Origin of the sequence: Novosphingobium fluoreni (assembly GCF_014196615.1) — a bacterium.
GTDB classification, from domain to species: Bacteria; Pseudomonadota; Alphaproteobacteria; order Sphingomonadales; family Sphingomonadaceae; genus Novosphingobium; species Novosphingobium fluoreni.
Genome location: NZ_JACIDY010000002.1, coordinates 431,964 through 449,646 on the forward strand (window position 1 = coordinate 431,964; position 17,683 = coordinate 449,646).

The 17,683-nt window shown below is 60.7% G+C and carries 19 protein-coding genes and 1 tRNA gene; 15 read left to right on the forward strand and 5 right to left on the reverse strand.

All coding sequences use genetic code 11. The features are described from left to right. The first annotated feature begins 162 nt into the window (after window positions 1-162). From GGR39_RS05765 to secA, 4 genes are all read left to right on the forward strand, one after another. Complete coding sequence (locus GGR39_RS05765; protein WP_058737528.1) at window positions 163-1,776, forward strand: phosphoenolpyruvate carboxykinase; 1,614 nt, start codon at window positions 163-165, stop codon at window positions 1,774-1,776. A 30-nt stretch (window positions 1,777-1,806) separates the two neighbouring features. Continuing rightward, window positions 1,807-2,094 (forward strand): hypothetical protein, encoded by a 288-nt coding sequence (locus GGR39_RS05770; RefSeq protein WP_246388362.1) that lies wholly within the window; start codon window positions 1,807-1,809, stop codon window positions 2,092-2,094. Between the two features lie 101 nt (window positions 2,095-2,195). Next, entirely contained in the window at window positions 2,196-2,498 is a 303-nt protein-coding gene (locus GGR39_RS05775; protein WP_242867194.1) for a hypothetical protein, read from the forward strand. Window positions 2,499-2,596: 98 nt separating this feature from the next. Next, on the forward strand, window positions 2,597-5,335 hold the full coding sequence (gene secA, locus GGR39_RS05780) for a preprotein translocase subunit SecA (protein WP_183616247.1): 2,739 nt from the start codon (window positions 2,597-2,599) through the stop codon (window positions 5,333-5,335). A gap of 157 nt (window positions 5,336-5,492) precedes the next feature. Here secA and GGR39_RS05785 read toward each other — a convergent pair whose 3' ends face one another. The 3 genes from GGR39_RS05785 to GGR39_RS05795 all read right to left on the reverse strand — a co-directional run bounded on the left by GGR39_RS05785 (window position 5,493) and on the right by GGR39_RS05795 (window position 8,744). Further along, a complete protein-coding gene (locus GGR39_RS05785) occupies window positions 5,493-6,089 on the reverse strand; it encodes a response regulator transcription factor (RefSeq protein WP_183616248.1) in 597 nt (198 codons plus the stop codon). Between the two features lie 290 nt (window positions 6,090-6,379). Beyond that, window positions 6,380-7,810 carry a hypothetical protein gene (locus tag GGR39_RS05790; protein WP_183616249.1) on the reverse strand — a complete coding sequence of 477 codons (1,431 nt, stop codon included), beginning with the start codon at window positions 7,808-7,810 and terminating at the stop codon, window positions 6,380-6,382. A gap of 133 nt (window positions 7,811-7,943) precedes the next feature. Then, window positions 7,944-8,744, reverse strand: a complete 801-nt coding sequence (locus GGR39_RS05795; RefSeq protein WP_246388363.1) for a TrmH family RNA methyltransferase — start codon at window positions 8,742-8,744, stop codon at window positions 7,944-7,946. A 153-nt stretch (window positions 8,745-8,897) separates the two neighbouring features. Between GGR39_RS05795 and GGR39_RS05800 the strand changes: the two genes are divergently transcribed. From GGR39_RS05800 to pssA, 3 genes are all read left to right on the forward strand, one after another. Beyond that, window positions 8,898-8,983: transfer RNA gene (locus GGR39_RS05800), tRNA-Tyr, on the forward strand. A gap of 85 nt (window positions 8,984-9,068) precedes the next feature. Further along, window positions 9,069-9,818 (forward strand): phosphatidylserine decarboxylase, encoded by a 750-nt coding sequence (locus GGR39_RS05805; RefSeq protein WP_183616250.1) that lies wholly within the window; start codon window positions 9,069-9,071, stop codon window positions 9,816-9,818. A 22-nt stretch (window positions 9,819-9,840) separates the two neighbouring features. After that, window positions 9,841-10,659, forward strand: coding sequence for a CDP-diacylglycerol--serine O-phosphatidyltransferase (gene pssA, locus GGR39_RS05810; RefSeq protein ID WP_183616251.1), 819 nt, complete (start codon window positions 9,841-9,843; stop codon window positions 10,657-10,659). A gap of 351 nt (window positions 10,660-11,010) precedes the next feature. Here the strand turns inward: pssA and GGR39_RS05815 are convergent, their stop codons facing one another. Further along, complete coding sequence (locus GGR39_RS05815) at window positions 11,011-11,289, reverse strand: hypothetical protein (RefSeq protein WP_183616252.1); 279 nt, start codon at window positions 11,287-11,289, stop codon at window positions 11,011-11,013. Between the two features lie 378 nt (window positions 11,290-11,667). Between GGR39_RS05815 and rpsB the strand changes: the two genes are divergently transcribed. Together rpsB and tsf are read left to right on the forward strand one after the other, a co-directional pair. After that, on the forward strand, window positions 11,668-12,420 hold the full coding sequence (rpsB, locus tag GGR39_RS05820; RefSeq protein ID WP_183616253.1) for a 30S ribosomal protein S2: 753 nt from the start codon (window positions 11,668-11,670) through the stop codon (window positions 12,418-12,420). 105 nt (window positions 12,421-12,525) lie between these two features. Next, complete coding sequence (gene tsf / locus GGR39_RS05825; RefSeq protein WP_058737521.1) at window positions 12,526-13,449, forward strand: translation elongation factor Ts; 924 nt, start codon at window positions 12,526-12,528, stop codon at window positions 13,447-13,449. A gap of 82 nt (window positions 13,450-13,531) precedes the next feature. On the opposite strand, the gene GGR39_RS05830 is transcribed toward tsf, so the two are convergent. Next, the gene (locus GGR39_RS05830; RefSeq protein WP_183616254.1) at window positions 13,532-13,891 is read right to left on the reverse strand and encodes a hypothetical protein; all 360 of its coding nucleotides are present in this window, start codon (window positions 13,889-13,891) and stop codon (window positions 13,532-13,534) included. 116 nt (window positions 13,892-14,007) lie between these two features. On the opposite strand from GGR39_RS05830, the gene thiE reads away from it, so the two are divergent. The 6 genes from thiE (at window position 14,008) to GGR39_RS05860 (ending at window position 17,604) form a co-directional block, all read left to right on the forward strand. Continuing rightward, window positions 14,008-14,655 carry a thiamine phosphate synthase gene (thiE, locus tag GGR39_RS05835; RefSeq protein WP_183616255.1) on the forward strand — a complete coding sequence of 216 codons (648 nt, stop codon included), beginning with the start codon at window positions 14,008-14,010 and terminating at the stop codon, window positions 14,653-14,655. Between the two features lie 183 nt (window positions 14,656-14,838). Next, window positions 14,839-15,318, forward strand: coding sequence for a helix-turn-helix domain-containing protein (locus GGR39_RS05840; RefSeq protein ID WP_183616257.1), 480 nt, complete (start codon window positions 14,839-14,841; stop codon window positions 15,316-15,318). 39 nt (window positions 15,319-15,357) lie between these two features. Then, window positions 15,358-15,786, forward strand: a complete 429-nt coding sequence (locus GGR39_RS05845) for a hypothetical protein (RefSeq protein ID WP_183616258.1) — start codon at window positions 15,358-15,360, stop codon at window positions 15,784-15,786. A 196-nt stretch (window positions 15,787-15,982) separates the two neighbouring features. Beyond that, on the forward strand, window positions 15,983-16,777 hold the full coding sequence (locus tag GGR39_RS05850) for an outer membrane protein assembly factor BamD (RefSeq protein WP_058737517.1): 795 nt from the start codon (window positions 15,983-15,985) through the stop codon (window positions 16,775-16,777). Between the two features lie 65 nt (window positions 16,778-16,842). Beyond that, the gene (locus GGR39_RS05855) at window positions 16,843-17,307 is read left to right on the forward strand and encodes an RrF2 family transcriptional regulator (protein WP_183616259.1); all 465 of its coding nucleotides are present in this window, start codon (window positions 16,843-16,845) and stop codon (window positions 17,305-17,307) included. 114 nt (window positions 17,308-17,421) lie between these two features. After that, window positions 17,422-17,604 carry a YezD family protein gene (locus GGR39_RS05860; protein ID WP_058737575.1) on the forward strand — a complete coding sequence of 61 codons (183 nt, stop codon included), beginning with the start codon at window positions 17,422-17,424 and terminating at the stop codon, window positions 17,602-17,604. Window positions 17,605-17,683 lie beyond the last annotated feature (79 nt).

Genomic DNA, 17,683 nt, shown 5'->3' on the forward strand with positions numbered 1-17,683 from the left:
CGGCCTGCTGACAATGAATCGAATGCAGATGCAGAATCGAGGCATCTGTGGTAAGCACAAGCACAGTTGGTGATATTTGACGGAATGACCCCGCGCGCTTATCGCGCCTGCGATTCTCTAGCAATCACTGCTGCCCGGCGCTTTTCCCCGAGCGCCACACTTATGGAGACGACCTTGACTGCATCGCTCAGCTATCCTCTCGACCGCCAGGGCATTACCACCGACGCGACGATCTTCGCCAACCTGGGCACTGCGCCGCTGGTCGAACATGCCGTGGCCAATGGCGAAGGGATGCTGGCAGCAGATGGTCCTTTCGTGGTGCAGACCGGCAAGCACACCGGCCGTTCCGCCAAGGACAAGTTCATCGTCAAGGACGCCGAAACCGAAAATACGGTGTGGTGGGGCAAGACGAACGTGCCGATGACGCCAGAGCACTTCGCCAATCTCAAGGAAGATTTCTTCGCCGCGCTGGGCGGTAAGGACAAGCTTTACGTCGCCGATCTGTTCGGTGGCTCGCAGCCCGAGCATCGCGTGAATGTGCGCGTGATCAACGAATTCGCGTGGCATAACCTGTTCATCCGCACGTTGCTGGTGCGCCCCAAGGCCGAAGAGCTGGCCAGCTTCACGCCGGAATACACCATCATCGATCTGCCCAGCTTCCGCGCCGATCCGGCCCGCCACGGCAGCCGCTCCGAGACGGTGGTCGCGGTCAATTTCTCCGAGAAGCTGATCCTCATCGGCGGCACTGCTTATGCCGGCGAGATGAAGAAGAGCGTGTTCGGCATTCTGAACTACCTGCTGCCGGTGAAGGGCGTGATGCCGATGCACTGCTCGGCCAACATCGGACCGGACGGCAAGACCGCGGTGTTCTTCGGCCTGTCGGGCACGGGCAAGACCACGCTGTCCGCCGACGCCAGCCGCACCCTGATCGGTGACGACGAGCATGGCTGGTCGGACACCGCCGTGTTCAACTTCGAAGGCGGGTGCTACGCCAAGATGATCCGCCTTTCGGAAGAGGCCGAGCCGGAAATCTTCGCCACCACCAAGCGCTTCGGCACGGTGCTGGAGAACGTGGTGATCGATCCGGAGACCCGGAAGATCGACCTCGACGATAACGCCCTGGCCGAGAACAGCCGCGGTTCCTACCCGATCGACTTCATCCCGAACGCTTCGGAGAAGAACCTGGGTCCGGTTCCGGCCAACCTGATCTTCCTCACCGCCGACGCTTACGGCGTGCTGCCTCCGATCGCGCGCCTCACGCCCGATCAGGCGATGTATCACTTCCTCTCGGGCTACACCGCGCGCGTTGCCGGTACCGAGATCGGCGTAACCGAACCGGAAGCGACCTTCTCCACCTGCTTCGGCGCGCCGTTCATGCCGCGTCACCCCTCGATCTACGGCAACCTCCTCAAGGAGCGTATCGCCAAGGGCGGTGTGAAGTGCTGGTTGGTGAACACCGGCTGGTCAGGCGGCAAGGCCACCATGGAAGGCATCAAGCGCATGCCGATCAAGGCGACCCGCGCGCTGCTCAACGCCGCGCTCGACGGCAGCCTGAACGAGGCCGAGTTCAAGGAAGATCCCAACTTCGGTTTCGAAGTTCCGGTTTCGGTTCCCGGCGTCGACAGCAAGCTGCTCGACCCGCGCGGCGCCTGGGCTGACCCGGCCGAGTACGACAAGACCGCGCAGACCCTGGTCAAACAGTTCATCGAGAACTTCGAGCAGTTCGAAGAGCATGTCGATGAGGGCGTGCGCAAGGCGGCTCCGGTCGCGGCCTGATCTTACGATCGCGATCTTCCCGATGGGGAGATGACGGCGCCGCAGCAATCCTATGGGTTGCTGCGGCGCTTCTGCGTGGATCAGGTGAAGACCGACAGGCGGAACAACAAGGAGAACCGCATGGACCTCGCGCTTTCTATCATGATGCTGGCCATCGTGGGCCTTGTCGCCGGGGCCTGGTTCGCTTTCCGTCGCGGTCAGCGCCGACAGACCTGGCTGATGCTGATCCTGGCCGTCGTCATGGCAGTGAACGTCGGCATCTGGACGATACCGACGCAGAGCGGAGCGACGCTGAAAGGCGCCGCGCCGACGCAATGACATGCGAGCGAGCGAGTGCGGGTAGCCGGGCACATGGCTCTCCCGTCCGGCTCGTCAAGTAAGATACCGCCGAATTCGTCGCACGTGGTGGACAGTCGAACGTGACGCGCTTATCTCCGGCAGCGATGACTAAACGGCTGGTCCTCACACTCCTCGCCCTTTTGACCGGGCTGGCGGCGCAACTTGCGCCTGCCAACGCGCGTGTCTGTGCCGAACAGACCGCCCCAGCCGCCATTGTCGCGCCGGTTGCGCAACGCCTACCGGCCGCGCCCGTCGAGCTGGCGCGCTTGCCAGAGGCGGGGCGTCGTCATGCCCGCATGGTGGCCGATGAAGGTGCGGCTTTCCAAGCTTTTGCGCTTTTCCACCACAGCGTGCTCATCGGAATAGACCGCGCGCGGCAATAAGCCCGAGTCGCTGACCCGTTGAAAAATCCGCCGCCCGGCAGCCCGGGCGCCAGTTGCGCGTTCGTGCGCCTGCACCTCAGATCACAGGAAAACCCACCATGCTTGGGGCAATCGTCAAGTCCATCTTCGGCTCGTCCAACGAGCGTTACGTCAAGTCGCTAGACAAGCAGGTGCGCCAGATCGCCGCTTTCGAAAGCGAACTGCAAGCCATGAGCGATGACGAACTCGCGGCGCAGACGCAGAAGTTTCGCCAGCAGATCTCCGCCGGCAGTACGCTGGACGACATACTGCCCGAGGCGTTCGCCACGGTTCGCGAGGCGGCAAAGCGTGTTTTGGGCATGCGCCATTTCGATGTGCAGATGATCGGCGGCATGGTGCTGCATCGCGGCGAGATTGCCGAGATGCGCACGGGTGAGGGTAAGACGCTGGTGGCGACGCTGGCGACTTACCTCAACGCGTTGGAAGGCAAGGGCGTCCACGTCGTCACCGTGAACGATTACCTTGCTCGTCGCGACGCTGAGCAGATGGGCCAGTTGCACGGCTTCCTGGGCCTCACCGTCGGCGTGATCGTGCCCAATCTCAACGAGTACGAGCGCCGCGAAGCCTATGGCGCGGACATCACTTACGGCACGAACAATGAGTTCGGCTTCGATTACCTGCGTGACAATATGAAGCACGACCGCAGCCAGATGGTGCAGCGGCCCTTCAACTTCGCCATCGTCGACGAGGTCGACTCGATCCTGATCGACGAAGCGCGCACGCCGTTGATCATTTCCGGCCCGACTGATGACAAGTCCGAGCTGTATATCCAGGTCGACGCGATCGTGAAGCAACTCGTGCCCGAGGATTACGAGGCGGACGAGAAGGGCAAGAACGTCACTCTCACCGAGGACGGCGTGGAGAAGGCCGAGCGTATTCTGGAGGCCGCCGGTCTGCTGGAAGGCAACAACCTCTACGACGTCGAGAACACGCAGGTGGTTCACCATCTGGACCAGGCACTGAAGGCTGTGGTCATGTTCAAGCGCGACATCGACTACATCGTGAAGGACGGCAAGGTCGTCATCATCGACGAGTTCACGGGCCGTATGATGGACGGCCGACGCTGGTCGAACGGCTTGCACCAGGCGGTCGAGGCCAAGGAAGGCGTCGATATCGAGCCTGAGAACCAGACGATGGCCTCGATCACTTTCCAGAACTACTTCCGCATGTACCCCAAGCTTTCAGGCATGACGGGCACCGCCGCGACCGAGGCGGCGGAATTCTACGACATCTACAAGATCAACGTCGTCACTATCCCCACCAACGTCCCCGTCATCCGCGTCGACGAGGAGGACGAGTTCTACAAAAACACGCTCGACAAGTTTGCCGCGATCGCCAAGTTGATCCGTGAGCGCTACGAGACCGGCCAGCCGGTGTTGGTGGGCACGGTCTCCATCGAGAAGTCGGAATTGCTGTCGGACTTCCTCACCAAGGAGGGCGTGCAGCACAACGTCCTCAACGCCCGCTTCCATGAGATGGAGGCGCATATCGTGGCGCAGGCCGGGCGACTGAACGCGGTCACCATCGCCACAAACATGGCCGGACGCGGCACCGACATTCAGCTGGGCGGCAACGTCGAGTTCCGTGTCGAGGACGAGCTGCGCGACATTCCCGAGGGGCCGGAGCGCGAAGAAGGTCTGGCTCGGATCAAGATGGAAGTGGCCGAGGAAAAGGCCAAGGTCCTCGCCGCCGGGGGGCTGTGCGTGATCGGTACGGAACGCCACGAAAGCCGCCGTATCGACAACCAGCTGCGTGGTCGTTCGGGCCGCCAGGGCGATCCCGGGTTGTCCAAGTTCTATCTTTGCCTCGAGGACGACCTGCTTCGCATCTTCGGGCCGGACACGCTGTTCTCGCGTATGATGAACTCCAACCTGGCCGATGGCGAGGCGATCGGTTCCAAGTGGCTGAGCAAGGCGATTGAGACTGCGCAGAAGAAGGTCGAGGCGCGCAACTACGAAGTGCGCAAGCAGGTCGTCGAATACGACGACGTGATGAACGACCAGCGCAAGGTCATCTACGAGCAGCGCGCGGACATCATGGATGCCGAGACGGTGGACGATGTCGTCGTGGAAATGCGGCAGGACACCGTCAACGCGATCGTCGCGGATGCCTGCCCTGCCGGCTCCTATCCCGAGCACTGGAACATCGCGCAATTGAAGGAGCGGTCGCAGGACATCTTGGGCATCGACGTGCCGATCGAAGCCTGGATCGAAGAGGACGGCGTCGATCCTGAATTGATCGAAGAACGCATCGCACAAATGGCCGATGATCATATGGCGGCAAAGATGTCGGCAGACGATGCCGGCATCTGGCGTCAGGTGGAAAAGAGCATCCTGCTGGATCGCCTGGATCACTTCTGGAAGGAGCATCTCGCCACTCTGGATGCGCTGCGCCAGGTGGTGTTCCTCCGGGCTTACGCGCAGAAAACCCCGATCAACGAATACAAGCAGGAAGCCTTCAGCTTGTTCGAGCGGATGCTGGAAACGATCCGCGAGGACGTGACTCGCATTCTATCGGTCAGTGAACTGCGCATGCCTGAAACGGCCGATCTGCCCGAGCTTCCGGACTTCCTGACGGGCCATATCGATCCGCTGACGGGCTTCGATGATTCCGCAGATGGGGATGGATCAGCCGCTCAGGCGGCCTTCTTCGGGTCGCTGGCCAGCAGCCCCCAGGCGGCGGTCGGTCCCGGTGCGTCGGGAGAGAACCCCTATGCGGACTTGCCGATCAGCCGCAACGCGCCGTGCCCGTGCGGCTCCGGTAACAAGTACAAGCACTGCCACGGCGCGCTGGCTTGACGACAACACCTTGTATCCCGGGCCGATCGGGCCCGGGACTGATTTGGGCGTTACTGGGATCCAATTAGCCTGAGCGAGCGCACCCGTCAGACTTGCCAGCGCTTAGCGGCTGGCATCTTGCGCTTTCCCTTGGGAATGAGGGGGTATGCCCCAGCTGTCAGTGACCGGCTTCCACGGCGATCCGGATCGCATCGGCGCTGGTCTTGACCCCCAAGGCCCGGAACAACGCGGCGCGGTGCATCTTCACCGTCCGTTCACTGAGACCAAGATCGAACGCGATCTGCTTGTTGAGCTTGCCATCCGCCATCTGAATCAGGATCTCGCGTTGCCGGGCGGTCAGCAACTCGACCTTGCCCTTGGATGACGACAATCCCTCGGTCGAACCGTTGGCATAGCCATTGGCCTTGGAAATCTCGACTTGCGAGCCGAGAAAATATTCCAGGTTGCCCGCGTCATCGAACAGGGGGACGATCATAACCGCGTTCCGGAATGCAGTGCCATCCCGGCGATAATTCATGATTTCCACCAGCACGGGCTTTGGCGCCGCGATAGCCTCGCGCATCTTGTCGACGAGCCAGGGCTCCGTCTCGGGCCCGCGCAGGAATCGACAATTGCGGCCGATCACTTCGTCCCGTTCGAAGCCTGTCAGGTCGAGGAACGCTTTGTTGCATTCGATGATAGGGTTATCAGGAAGTCGGGGGTTACTGACAACAGCTGCAATCGGGCTGTTTGCGATCATGGCGTGCGGAGACATGGGCATACGTTAGTCAACTTCACATCCGGTGTGAAGTTTTCGCTATATTCTCTTTCCACATTCTCTGATCGGCTGACGCAGATATCTCTCAGATGAAATCAGCCGGTTTCGTGAGTGCCTCGCTCGGGGGTATCGTTGATGCATATCTGCGATGGCGCCCAGATCGTGTCGAAAAAGGCCTAAGTGCGCTGTCGCGAATGACACAGACCGCGTGGGAGACTGCTACAGGATCAAGTTAGAGATCCTGTGCAGAATCAAGCTATCCGACTAATTGTCTACCGAAAATCAAATCAAGAGGTGCAAGTATTTCCCTCCTGAGTTGTAGCCTTGGCATTATAAATTGTGATGCATGCAGATCGTGCCTTCACGAACTTGTTGCTGTCTATTTTGATCGGTCCGTTGTGGATATTGGTCGGGATCTTGAGCTGCGTAACTTCACCCAGCACAGTGATGATACCGGTCGCGTAATTGAGGCCGAGGGTCGCCCCGCCATTCTCGAACGTGTTGGCGGTAACCCGGACGTTTATCGCTCCGGCGCCTTCCAGCCAGGGATTGTAGCTGGTCATCATACGAATGGCGACCCAAGGGACGTTACGAAATGTATTGCCCTTCAGCAGGCCGTTCGGGACCTGGATCAACATGCCGCGCCCGGAACTGTTCGCCATTGTGTTGTTCACCACGGCGAAGCGGCGAGGCGTGATGTTGATGTCTCGAGCATAGACAGCTTCGTTGATCGGCTCTCCGGCGGCCAGGCCGAACGCGATTGTGTCGCTGTTGCCGAGGGGAGGGGCGGAACTGATCATTCGCCGGCCGATGTACTCTCCGGTGGCAGTGAAAAACGCTACCTCGTCCCCGACGCGCATCATGCGGGCATCGTTGGATAGCGTGACACTGTTGGGCTTGATGTTCGATACCTTGTGGATGATCGACCGCAAGTTCACCAGATCGTCGCCGGTGTGCGCGAATGCGTTGTTTCGGATCAGGATATTGCCGCCTGCCGAGATGACATGCAACCCGTCGTAGTTGCTGCTGTAGGGTCGACCGGTGCTGGCAGACAGCGTCGAATTCACGACGGCGAAGCCGCGCCCGCGTGTCTTCAGCATCACGGCGATCCCGCGCATCGATCCGATATTAACGCCATCGAAGATGACATCCTCGCTGAAGCCCTTGTTCGTATCGCGGATGAAAATCGCGCGTTTGCCGTACCAGGTGTACTTCACCGACACCATTTGACCGTCGGCCAAGGCCTTGAAGCCGGGCGCGGCGAAGGTCCGATCGTCGATCCGGACGGCCTGGGGATCGGTCGGCGGGATGATGGCCTTGGCCTGGATTTGGGGCCAGGACCGATCGGCGCCCTCGTTCATGGCTTGAACCCAATTGATGCTCAACCCGGCGGGCAGAGGCCTGTCGAGGATCAGCCGCATAGTGCCATCAACAAGCTTCATGCGACCGTAGCCCGACAGTTCGCTGGGGTCCTCCATCACGGCGCCACGAAGGCGGATGCGACGCGAATCCTCGATAAACACGCCGTCGCACCCGGCTTCGAACAGGAGCTTCGCGCCGGTCGCATCTATCTTGACATCGTTCAACTTGCTGATCAACAGATTTGCCAAGCCTGCCTGCTCGGTCTGCCGGCCCGTCTTGAAATGATACTCGCCCGGCAGAACTTTGAGCGTGCCGCCAGCGGATGAGCGCAACTGCGTGAACGCGGCCTGGAACACGGGGGTCGCATCGCCATCGTTGGCCGGCGGCTACGAGATGCTTTGGTGCGATCTGCGATGAAAAGGGCAAGCCGCCCCAACCCAGAGCTAACGAGGCTGGGGCCAAAAAATTAATGGTGAATTTTTGCCGTCGTCATCGCGTTGCGACGGCATAGAGCGCGATGGCGCCGGCATTGCTGACGTTCAGGCTTTCCATCGCCTCGTCGATCGGCAAGCGCGCCAGCGAATCGCAATGCTGCGAGATGTTGTGGCGCATCCCTTCGCCTTCTGCTCCCAACACCAAGGCCACCGGGCCGGCGGGCAGGGCTTCCGCCAGGGTCATCTCGGCTTCGCCCGCCAGACCGATGCGCCAGTATCCGGCCTCTGCTATTTCTTCCAGAGCGCGGGCCAGATTGACCACCCGGATCCACGGCACGATTTCCAGCGCGCCGGATGCCGACTTGCCCAGAGTGCCCGATTCGGGTGGCGCATGGCGATCCTGCGTGACGATGGCCACCGCGTTGAACGCCGCCGCGCTGCGCATCAAAGCGCCGACATTGTGTGGATCGGTCACCTGGTCGAGCACCAGAATCGGCCGTTCAGGCTCGCCTTCCAGCACGTCGGACAGGAACACATCGTCCAGTGGCTCGCATTCCAGCACTAGTCCTTGGTGCGGCGCATCACGAGCGACCAGCCGCGCCAGATCGACGGGCTGGGCCCACTCAACGGGGAAATCTGCGGGAAGTTCGCCGTCAAGTGATGCCACGCCCTCGCGCGTTGCCCATAGCTTGCGATGGGTTCGATCAGGGTTGCGCAAGGCCGCTTCCACGGCATGGCGTCCCCAAAGGCGTACCGCTCCGCTTGAGGCACGACCTGAGCCGCGGCCATTCTTCATGCGGCCTGCACGGCCCCGCAGGGCACGGCCGCCGGCCGGCTTGGAACCGCTGTCTGCCATCATATCTTCCTTTTTGTCGCGCGATTATGTGCGCCTCCTGCCAGTGACCCCATTGACAGGCAAGGCTCGCTTCGTCATGTGCGCCTCCTCTCGGCAACGCAGAGCTTTCGGGCACTGCATCGCGGGGTAACCCGCCAACCGCGGAAACGGTGTGGACAGGTGGCCGAGTGGTTAAAGGCAGCAGACTGTAAATCTGCCCGTGCAAGCGTACGCTGGTTCGAATCCAGCCCTGTCCACCATCCCCTCCCGCCAGCGACACAGTCTTTTCCCGCTTTTCCCCGTCGCGGCGTTGCGGCGCGGGGATGCACAGCCTAGATGGATGGCATGCCCGGAGAAATCTTAGACAATCAAGGACGCGGTGAAGCGGCATGGCGCTGGCCGGCGATCCATCCCGAAGGCCGTAAGTTCGGCGCGATCGCCGCGGCGGTGTGCCTGCTCACGATCATCCTGGGCTGGACCTGGGTGGCTTGGCCGCTGGCGGTGCTGACGATATGCATCCTGGCGTTCTTTCGTGATCCGCAACGTGTGGTGCCACAGGATGAGCGCAGCATCATCGCGCCTGCCGATGGTCTCGTCACGCTGATCCAGAAAGTGCTGCCACCTCGTGAACTCACGATCGATGATGGCAGCGATACCCGGCCGATCAGTGCCGAGCCCGTTACGCGCATTTCGATTTTCATGAGCGTGTTCGATGTTCACATCAATCGCGCGCCCATCGGCGGGATCGTGCGCCGTGTGGTTTATATCCCCGGCAAGTTCGTCAACGCCGATCTCGACAAGGCGAGCGAGGAGAACGAGCGCCAGCACGTGATGATCGAACGTGGCGATGGGCTGCAGTTGTGCTTCACCCAGATTGCCGGCCTAGTCGCGCGTAGGATCGTTCCATTCGTGAAGCCGGGCGATATTATCGCCGGTGGCCAGCGGGTTGGCCTCATCCGTTTCGGTAGCCGTGTCGACGTTTATCTGCCGCAAGGCACGGAGCCGCAGATATTGATGGGGCAAAAGGTTATCGCGGGCGAGACCGTGCTGGCAAAAATCGGATCGGCTGGCGTGATCGAAGGTATTGCCCAGTGACGGCTTTGAAGGAATCCCGCCGTTGACCACGCAAGACGATCAGCGCGCGCGTCAGCGGTTTGACCGTAGCCTTAGCCTGCGTGCCCTGGTTCCGAACGCCATAACTGCTGCCGCGCTATGTTCCGGTCTTACCGGAATCCGCTTTGCGATCGCCGGAGATTTCGAAAAGGCGGTCCAGGCGGTCATTCTGGCCGGCGTGTTGGACGGGATCGACGGCCGCGCTGCCCGCCTGCTGAAAGCGCAGTCCAAGTTTGGCGCCGAACTGGATAGCTTAGCGGATTCGATATCCTTTGGCGTGGCGCCGGCGTTGATCGTCTATCTCTGGTGCTTGCGCGAAGTGCCAAGTTTTGGCTGGATTGCAGCCTTGGCCTACGCGATCTGCTGCGTGCTACGACTGGCACGATTCAACTCGCGGCTCGACAGCCTTGACCAGCCTCACAAGCAGGCCGGGTTCCTGACCGGGGTCCCCGCGCCGGTGGGTGCTGGCCTAGCTTTCCTCCCGATCTACCTGTGGCTCGCCAGCGGAGGTGAGCCGGATATCGCCAATCCTGTCGCTGTCGGCATATGGATGCTGTTGGTTGCGTTCCTGCTGATCTCGAACGTCCCAACGCTGAGTTGGTCGCGGGTGAGGCCGCCCAATCATCTTCGTATCGGCCTGCTCGCGCTGATCGGCATTCTAATGGCCGCCTTGCTGACGGAACCCTGGCTGACGCTGGCGGCGATTACCCTGGGTTACCTGGCGATCATCCCTTATGGCCTGCTGCGATATCGTAGGGTCAGGCTGCGTGGGCCCACAATGGCTTCGGCTGAAGCGACTCCGAGCCGTGAGTCCACGATCTGATTGGTTGCGGGATGATTGTTATCGTCTCGCGTCCAACGCCATTGTCGCTCTCATAACGCTCGAACATCGGGCGATCGGCCATCATCTGATGGTATATCGTGGTAACGTCGTCACGGTGGGTGGCCACTGCGATCCATATAGCGGCGATAGAAGTCGCGGCGGCCAGCGCGAACAAGGCAGCAAGTCCCAGAGCAATCATGGCGAAACTCCTGGCGATGGAACAGGCTGAGGATAGGCTGTGGAAAACCTGTGCCAAAGCTGTTAGTTCCGATTCTGTTCCATCTTTATGTTCATGATTTGTTCCGTTGTCAACAAAATCGAGAGGCTGCTGCCTGCTCGATTTTGCCTCCCTCATGCGACCGACCGTGAATGGTCGAACTGGTGCAGGCGGTGAGTGATAGGTTTGGGATGCGGAACGCGGGTCAGGCGGGGGCGCCGCACGATGGCAACGGGCTCAAGCGCTGGCTCGTTCTGTAGCAGATTAACGGTAATGGCAGTTGTACGATCGAGGCCTTTGATTTGAGAGGCCAGCATTTTCACTGTGCTGATGTTCTGCGAAACGGCATTCCAAATGGTGAAAACCGCCGCTGTACCGGCGAGCGCAAAAATGACAGGCAGTATGGCAGTCATAATGGTTCTCCGCTGGAACGATCGTCCGCGTGCAAGAATTTGATAGGTCCGGGTTTTTCGCCTTGCGGAGTTAACCGCCACGGTGCCCGGAATATATTCTTCAAATACGCATTAACCTTCATAAGTTCCTCTACGTGAACAACAATCATCTGCTTTGAGACGAATGGAAGGGGATGGGCGGCGAGTTGCGGCTGGATTTGTGTTTGGACACAGGCTAAAGCGCGTGCGCCTCGGCACTTTCGTTCGATTCCCGGATGAGAAGGTCGCGGCAATCCACATGGGAAGCGCACATGCCGGTGCCTCGGCGGAAAGAATGGCCCTTCGGGTTGTTCTGCCAGGTTCCAGTTTCCCAGAGGTTGAACCGGAAAGGAAATACTTATGGCGGCTCCTGTCGTCACCATGCAGCAATTGATCGAGGCCGGCGCCCACTTCGGCCACCAGACTCACCGCTGGAACCCGCGGATGAGGCCGTACATCTTCGGCGCCCGCAACGGCATTCACATCATCGACTTGTCGCAGACGGTGCCGCTGATGGCGCGTGCGCTCGACTTTATTTCATCGACCGTCCAGGCCGGCGGCAAGGTGCTGTTCGTTGGCACGAAGCGCCAGGCGCAGGAGCCCATCGCTCAGGCAGCGCGCGCTTGCGGTCAGCACTTCGTCAACCATCGCTGGCTGGGCGGCATGCTCACCAACTGGAAGACGATTTCTGGCTCGATCAAGCGCCTCAAGTCGCTGGAAGAGCAGCTGTCGGGTGACACCACCGGCCTCACCAAGAAGGAAGTCCTGCAGCTGACGCGTGAGCGTGACAAGCTGGAGCTTTCGCTGGGCGGCATCCGCGATATGGGCGGCATCCCCGACGTGATGTTCGTGATCGACGCCAACAAGGAAGATCTGGCGATCAAGGAAGCCAACGTCCTGGGTATCCCGGTCGTCGGCATTCTCGACACCAACGTCAATCCTCAGGGCATCGCCTTCCCGGTTCCGGCCAACGACGACGCCAGCCGCGCCGTGCGCTTGTACTGCGAAGCCGTGGCGCAGGCCGCGACCAAGGGCCGCCGCGAAGGCGTAGCCGATTCGGGTGTCGACGTGGGTGCTCTCGACAATCCGGTTGAGGAAGCCGTCGAGGCTTGAGGAACGGATACCGCGAACCTTCGCGGCACTTCGTCATCGAAATGTCGCGCGCCGGGTCCAATGGGCCCGGCGCGCCTGACCATTCAAGTAAAGAGGAATTGAGCGATGGCTTACACCGCCGCTGATGTGAAGAACCTGCGCGAGCGCACTGGCGCCGGCATGATGGATTGCAAGAAGGCGCTGACCGAGACTGACGGTGACTTCGAAGCCGCCGTTGACGCGCTGCGCTCCAAGGGGCTGGCGGCTGCTGCCAAGAAGTCCAGCCGCACTGCCGCTGAAGGCCTGGTCGGCGTGGCCGTTTCGGGCACTAAGGGCGTGGCTGTCGAAGTTAACTCCGAGACGGACTTCGTCGCCAAGAACGAGCAGTTCCAGGACTTCGTGCGCAACGCCACCGAAGCTGCTTTGGGTATCGGCGGAGACGATGTCGACGCGCTGAAGGCCGCGGCGTACCCCACCGGTGGTACCGTTGGTGACGCGCTGACCAATAACGTCGCCACCATCGGTGAGAACCAGCAGATCCGCCGCATCAAGACGGTCGAAGTGTCGCAGGGCCTGATCGTGCCCTACATGCACAACGCCGCCGCGCCGAACCTGGGCAAGATCGGCGTTCTCGTGGCTCTGGAATCGGAAGCTCCGGCTGAGGTTCTGGAGACGCTGGGCAAGCAGATTGCCATGCATATCGCCGCTGCGTTCCCGCTGGCATTGAATGCTGACGATCTCGATTCCGAGCTGATCGAGCGCGAGCGCAAGGTCGCCGCTGAGAAGGCTGCCGAGAGCGGCAAGCCCGAAGCGGTTCAGGCCAAGATGGTGGACGGTGCGATCGCCAAGTACGCCAAGGAAAACGCTCTGCTCAGCCAGCTGTTCGTGATCGACAACAAGACGCCGATCCAGCAGGTCGTGGATCAGGCCGGCAAGGAAGCCGGCAAGAAGATCGTTCTCAAGGACTTCGTCCGCTACCAGCTGGGTGAAGGCATCGAGAAGCAGGTGACGGACTTCGCGGCGGAAGTCGCCGCTGCCGTCGCGGGCTGATCTTCTTTCAAATCAAAGAAGCTGCGGGCCGGGAGTGAAAGTTCCCGGCCCGTTTTGCGTTTCGGCGATAGGTAAAAAGACCCTAAAGACCGCCCCTGAAGCGAAAGCCAAAGCGGTACGCCTGTGGCTTGATGCCGCCGTCTGCCGGACCGGGCCCGACGGTGACGAGTTCCAGCGTTCCATCGGCGACAGCAATGGGCACGCCTTGCTTCAGCTCAGCGGTGTGGCTGCCACTACCCAAGTCGATTCGAACTTGTACGCGAACTTGCCCCGCCCAAACGCAGCGCACCGACGGCGGGCAGCGACTGTCTTCCAGCAGCGCCAGCGGGGTAACGCGTGGCCCGTTCACGGAAGCGGTTTTGCCGATCGCTGCGTAAACCAGGCCCTCCGTCTGCTGCGAATCGTGGACGGGTTGCGGGTGGGGGACCGCACATCCGGTCATTGCCACCGCGCATGCGGGCAAGAGGAGCAACCTGAGCATCGGGAGATACAAGCCTGTTGATGCTGAATGCATTCCGAATGCTTGGCGCGGTCGAGACTGCGCGCTAGGGCGCAACCATGTCCGATAACGAAGCAACATTACCTGATTGTCAGCTGTACCTGATCTCGCCTCTCGACGTAACGGGATCATTTCCGGAGCGGCTGACGCGCGCGCTGGAGGCAGCGCCAGTCGCCGCCTTTCAACTCCGCCTGAAGGACATCGACCAGCATGAAATCGCTCGCCTGGCTGAGCCGCTTCAGCGGATTTGTGCTGATCGCGATGTTGCGTTCATCGTCAACGATTCGATCAGCCTCGCCAAGCGAATCGGCGCAGACGGCGTGCACTTGGGGCAGGGCGATGGCGATCCGGTGGAAGCCCGCAAGATACTAGGGCGCGGCGCCCAGATCGGCGTGACGTGTCATGACAGCCGTCACCTGGCGATGGAGGCTGGCGAGGCAGGCGCCGACTACGTTGCGTTCGGTGCCTTTTTCCCCACGGTAACAAAGGCGGTGGAGCATCAGGCTGCGCCAGACCTGCTTTCCTGGTGGCAAAGCCTGTTCGAACTGCCCTGTGTCGCGATCGGGGGCATCACGGCTGAAAACTGCGCTCCCCTGGTGCGGGCGGGCGCGGACTTCCTTGCGGTGAGTGGGGCCGTCTGGCGGGACGACGAAGCGGCGGCGGTGACGGGGCTTCATGAAGCGATTGCCAACGCCCGGTTGGCCTGACCATGATTCCAAAGCCATACCAGGCGGTACGACAAAATAAAATCATCCCCAAATACGCGATAAGCCGTTTGCCTGGTGCTGTTTTTAGTCTTGTGCGCCACGCGCTCCCGACCGAAAGATAATACTCGGTACAATAGAGAGCGCAGTCGAGCTGGGGGGCTCGAGTGCGGGGGTAGTCGGCTTATGAACAACTTGGACACGCATCCCACGGGTGACGACGTAGCTTGCCCTTATGCAAAAGTTCTTGTTGGCCTGACCAAAAAGCAGCACGAAGTTTTCGAATTGCTGGCAGAAAATCGCACTAGCAAAGAGATCGCGTGGCGACTGGGTGTGACTGAGGGGGCCATCACTCAGCGCATTGAGGCGGTTCGTAGCCAGACGGGTTTCCCGCCGCGTGCTGATCTGGCTCGGGCTTACGCTCGGCTTCGCGCGTCTGAAGCATTTGCGGTCGTCAAGGAACCGGAGGTCACCCCCTTCGCCTTTCGCCCGGCATGCACCTGCGGTGGTCGAGGGGCTTCGGGGCTAAGTGCTACTGCCCTGCCATTGTCGGGCTTCGATAACGGTCTCAGGCGTTTTGCAGCCATGATCGCCATAGCGGTTGGCCTTCTCGTGGCGGCTTTGGTGGCGTTGAGTGTGGCGCAAACTCTGTCTGACTTTCTCTAAAAGCCCCCCGCTCCTCCTTCTTCTGAAACGGAAATTTCGATGCTCGGTATTGCGAGGGTGGCCGCCCTTGGGATTCTGTGGGCCATCACGGTCGTCCAAGGCAGCAAGCGGGACCGGGCGATAGCCTCGGTTTTTGTGATCGCGACCTTGCTCGAGGATGCGGTGCCTGATGCGAATGGCCCTGGCATGTGGCGCGATCTGCCCGTCATGATCGAGATGATCGAGATGATTGCGCTCTCGGCGCTCGCGATCATCAGCGACCGTCAATACCCGCTGTGGATCGGCGGTGGTCAGATCATCGTGGTGATCTTTGAGGCGATCTCGACGGTGTCTATTGGCAGTTGGGAGGCAGCTTGCAGGATGATCGTGGAGTGGGGTCATGGGGTTCAATTTGCGGCACTGGCGGTCGGTGTCGTCGTCACGTGGAAGCGCAAGAGGTCGATGACGTTGCGCACCGGCCAGGCATGAACCGTTTTTGGCGTCCATTGGGGCGGCATCCCGTATCCCACCAACCATTGGTGCTCTTGGCCAGGCGTGTGTCCAACGCTCAAGGTTGCCCGGATTTAGCCGCTATGCCTGATCAGCGACTTGCCGGGAAAGAACGCAGGCAACGTATCAGCAACTTCACTTGGCGTTCAGCGCGACGCTGGCTATAGACCCCGCCATGCTCGAAAGATCGCGTTTGAAGCCCGTCGTGTTCGCTATCGCCACCGGAGCGATGATCCTGACCGCGGGTTGCGCCGGTCGTGGTGGCGGCAAGAAGGACACCGCCTACGTCGCGCGCGATGTCGACACGCTATACGCTGCGGCACAGAACCGGCTTGAGCGCGGGCAGACCAAGCAGGCCGCCGCCTTGTTCGATGAGGTTGAGCGCCAGCATCCCTACTCGCCGTGGGCCCGCCGCGCCCAGCTGATGAGCGCGTTCAGTTATTACGTCGCGCGTGATTACAACAAGGCGGTACAGTCCGCGCAGCGCTTCCTGTCGATCCATCCCGGCAACAAGGATGCACCTTACGCCTACTACCTGATCGCCGTATCCTATTACGAGCAGATCAGCGACGTGACGCGTGACCAGAAGATCACCCAGCAGTCAAAGCAGGCGCTGACCGATGTCATCCGCCGCTATCCGACCACCAGCTTTGCGGCCGATGCCAAGATCAAGCTCGACCTTGTGAACGATCACCTTGCGGGCAAAGAGATGACGATCGGACGTTATTACGAACGCAGTGGCAAGTGGCTGGCCGCAACGCTGCGCTTCCGCAATGTCGTGGATAATTATCAGACCACCAGTCACGCGCCCGAAGCGCTGTACCGACTGGTGGAGGGTTATCTGGCGCTGGGCGTGGATGACGAAGCGCAGAAAGCTGCGGCCGTGCTGCAGAACAATTATCCCGGAAGCGAGTGGTACGCGCGCGCGTACAAGCTGATCAGCAAGCACGCTCCTGAAGCCGTCGCCTGAAGTTTACCAAGGCGTTCTAGCTACGAAGTTGACATTGCGGCAGCGCCGGGGTTCAGTCCCAGGCGATGCTATCGCAGAAGACCCGCTACACCATTCGTGCGCTTCAGCACTTGTCCGATCGCTACAAGCAGGGAGGGCCGGTCCGGCTGGACGAGATCGCCGCCGCCCAGAACATTCCGCGAAAGTTCCTGACGGTTATCCTGTCCGAACTGGTGCGCGAAGGCATTGTTATATCCCACCGTGGCCGGGCAGGGGGCTATGAACTGGCTTTGCCGCCGGTCGATATCCGTTACGGTGATATCATTCGAATCACGCGCGGTAGCCTGGCGCTGGTACCCTGCGCCAGTCGGAACGCGCACGAGACCTGCGCGAATTGCCTGCCCGAGGTGGAGTGCCGCCTGCGTGGGTTGATGCTTTTGCTTCGCGACGAGATGGCGCAGATGCTGGACCGCATGACTCTCGCCGATCCTATCGCATTGGAGCCCCCATTCGATGGCGAGCCCGAAGCATCGGCGGCAATAGCCGAGTAAAACTCTACCGATCAGGTTGGCTCAACAAAGTTTCGCTTTACCGCAGACAATCTTTCCCTCTCTTGTCTATCCTCATGGTAGAGATATTAGTCGTCAGCGAAGAAGGAGCTGACGATGGGCAACGCCACTTTAACGCACGATCAAAATGAGCAGACGCAGCGAATCGCACCGATCGCCGCGCCTTTGTCGGCCGTGGCCGAGGCGCTTGGCAGACTGCGCTATGGGGCGGTCCATTTGACCGTGCATGACGGCCGGGTGGTTCAGCTCGACGTGACGGAGCGTCAACGCTTCACGTGATCGAGGCGGCGGGGGCCGCTCTTTCAGACAACATTTAAAATCAAACCAGGTGGGGGGCCGGGGGCAAGTTCCGGCAGCT

Excerpts from the sequence above, each read along its gene's own strand:
- GGR39_RS05765 (WP_058737528.1), top strand. The coding sequence starts at position 163 with ATGGAGACGACCTTGACTGCATCGCTCAGCTATCCTCTCGACCGCCAG.
- GGR39_RS05770 (WP_246388362.1), top strand. The coding sequence starts at position 1,807 with ATGACGGCGCCGCAGCAATCCTATGGGTTGCTGCGGCGCTTCTGCGTG.
- secA (WP_183616247.1), top strand. The coding sequence starts at position 2,597 with ATGCTTGGGGCAATCGTCAAGTCCATCTTCGGCTCGTCCAACGAGCGT.
- GGR39_RS05785 (WP_183616248.1), bottom strand. The coding sequence starts at position 6,089 with ATGTCTCCGCACGCCATGATCGCAAACAGCCCGATTGCAGCTGTTGTC.
- GGR39_RS05795 (WP_246388363.1), bottom strand. The coding sequence starts at position 8,744 with ATGGCAGACAGCGGTTCCAAGCCGGCCGGCGGCCGTGCCCTGCGGGGC.
- GGR39_RS05805 (WP_183616250.1), top strand. The coding sequence starts at position 9,069 with ATGCCCGGAGAAATCTTAGACAATCAAGGACGCGGTGAAGCGGCATGG.
- GGR39_RS05815 (WP_183616252.1), bottom strand. The coding sequence starts at position 11,289 with ATGACTGCCATACTGCCTGTCATTTTTGCGCTCGCCGGTACAGCGGCG.
- rpsB (WP_183616253.1), top strand. The coding sequence starts at position 11,668 with ATGGCGGCTCCTGTCGTCACCATGCAGCAATTGATCGAGGCCGGCGCC.
- tsf (WP_058737521.1), top strand. The coding sequence starts at position 12,526 with ATGGCTTACACCGCCGCTGATGTGAAGAACCTGCGCGAGCGCACTGGC.
- GGR39_RS05830 (WP_183616254.1), bottom strand. The coding sequence starts at position 13,891 with ATGACCGGATGTGCGGTCCCCCACCCGCAACCCGTCCACGATTCGCAG.
- thiE (WP_183616255.1), top strand. The coding sequence starts at position 14,008 with ATGTCCGATAACGAAGCAACATTACCTGATTGTCAGCTGTACCTGATC.
- GGR39_RS05840 (WP_183616257.1), top strand. The coding sequence starts at position 14,839 with ATGAACAACTTGGACACGCATCCCACGGGTGACGACGTAGCTTGCCCT.
- GGR39_RS05845 (WP_183616258.1), top strand. The coding sequence starts at position 15,358 with ATGCTCGGTATTGCGAGGGTGGCCGCCCTTGGGATTCTGTGGGCCATC.
- GGR39_RS05850 (WP_058737517.1), top strand. The coding sequence starts at position 15,983 with ATGCTCGAAAGATCGCGTTTGAAGCCCGTCGTGTTCGCTATCGCCACC.
- GGR39_RS05855 (WP_183616259.1), top strand. The coding sequence starts at position 16,843 with ATGCTATCGCAGAAGACCCGCTACACCATTCGTGCGCTTCAGCACTTG.
- GGR39_RS05860 (WP_058737575.1), top strand. The coding sequence starts at position 17,422 with ATGGGCAACGCCACTTTAACGCACGATCAAAATGAGCAGACGCAGCGA.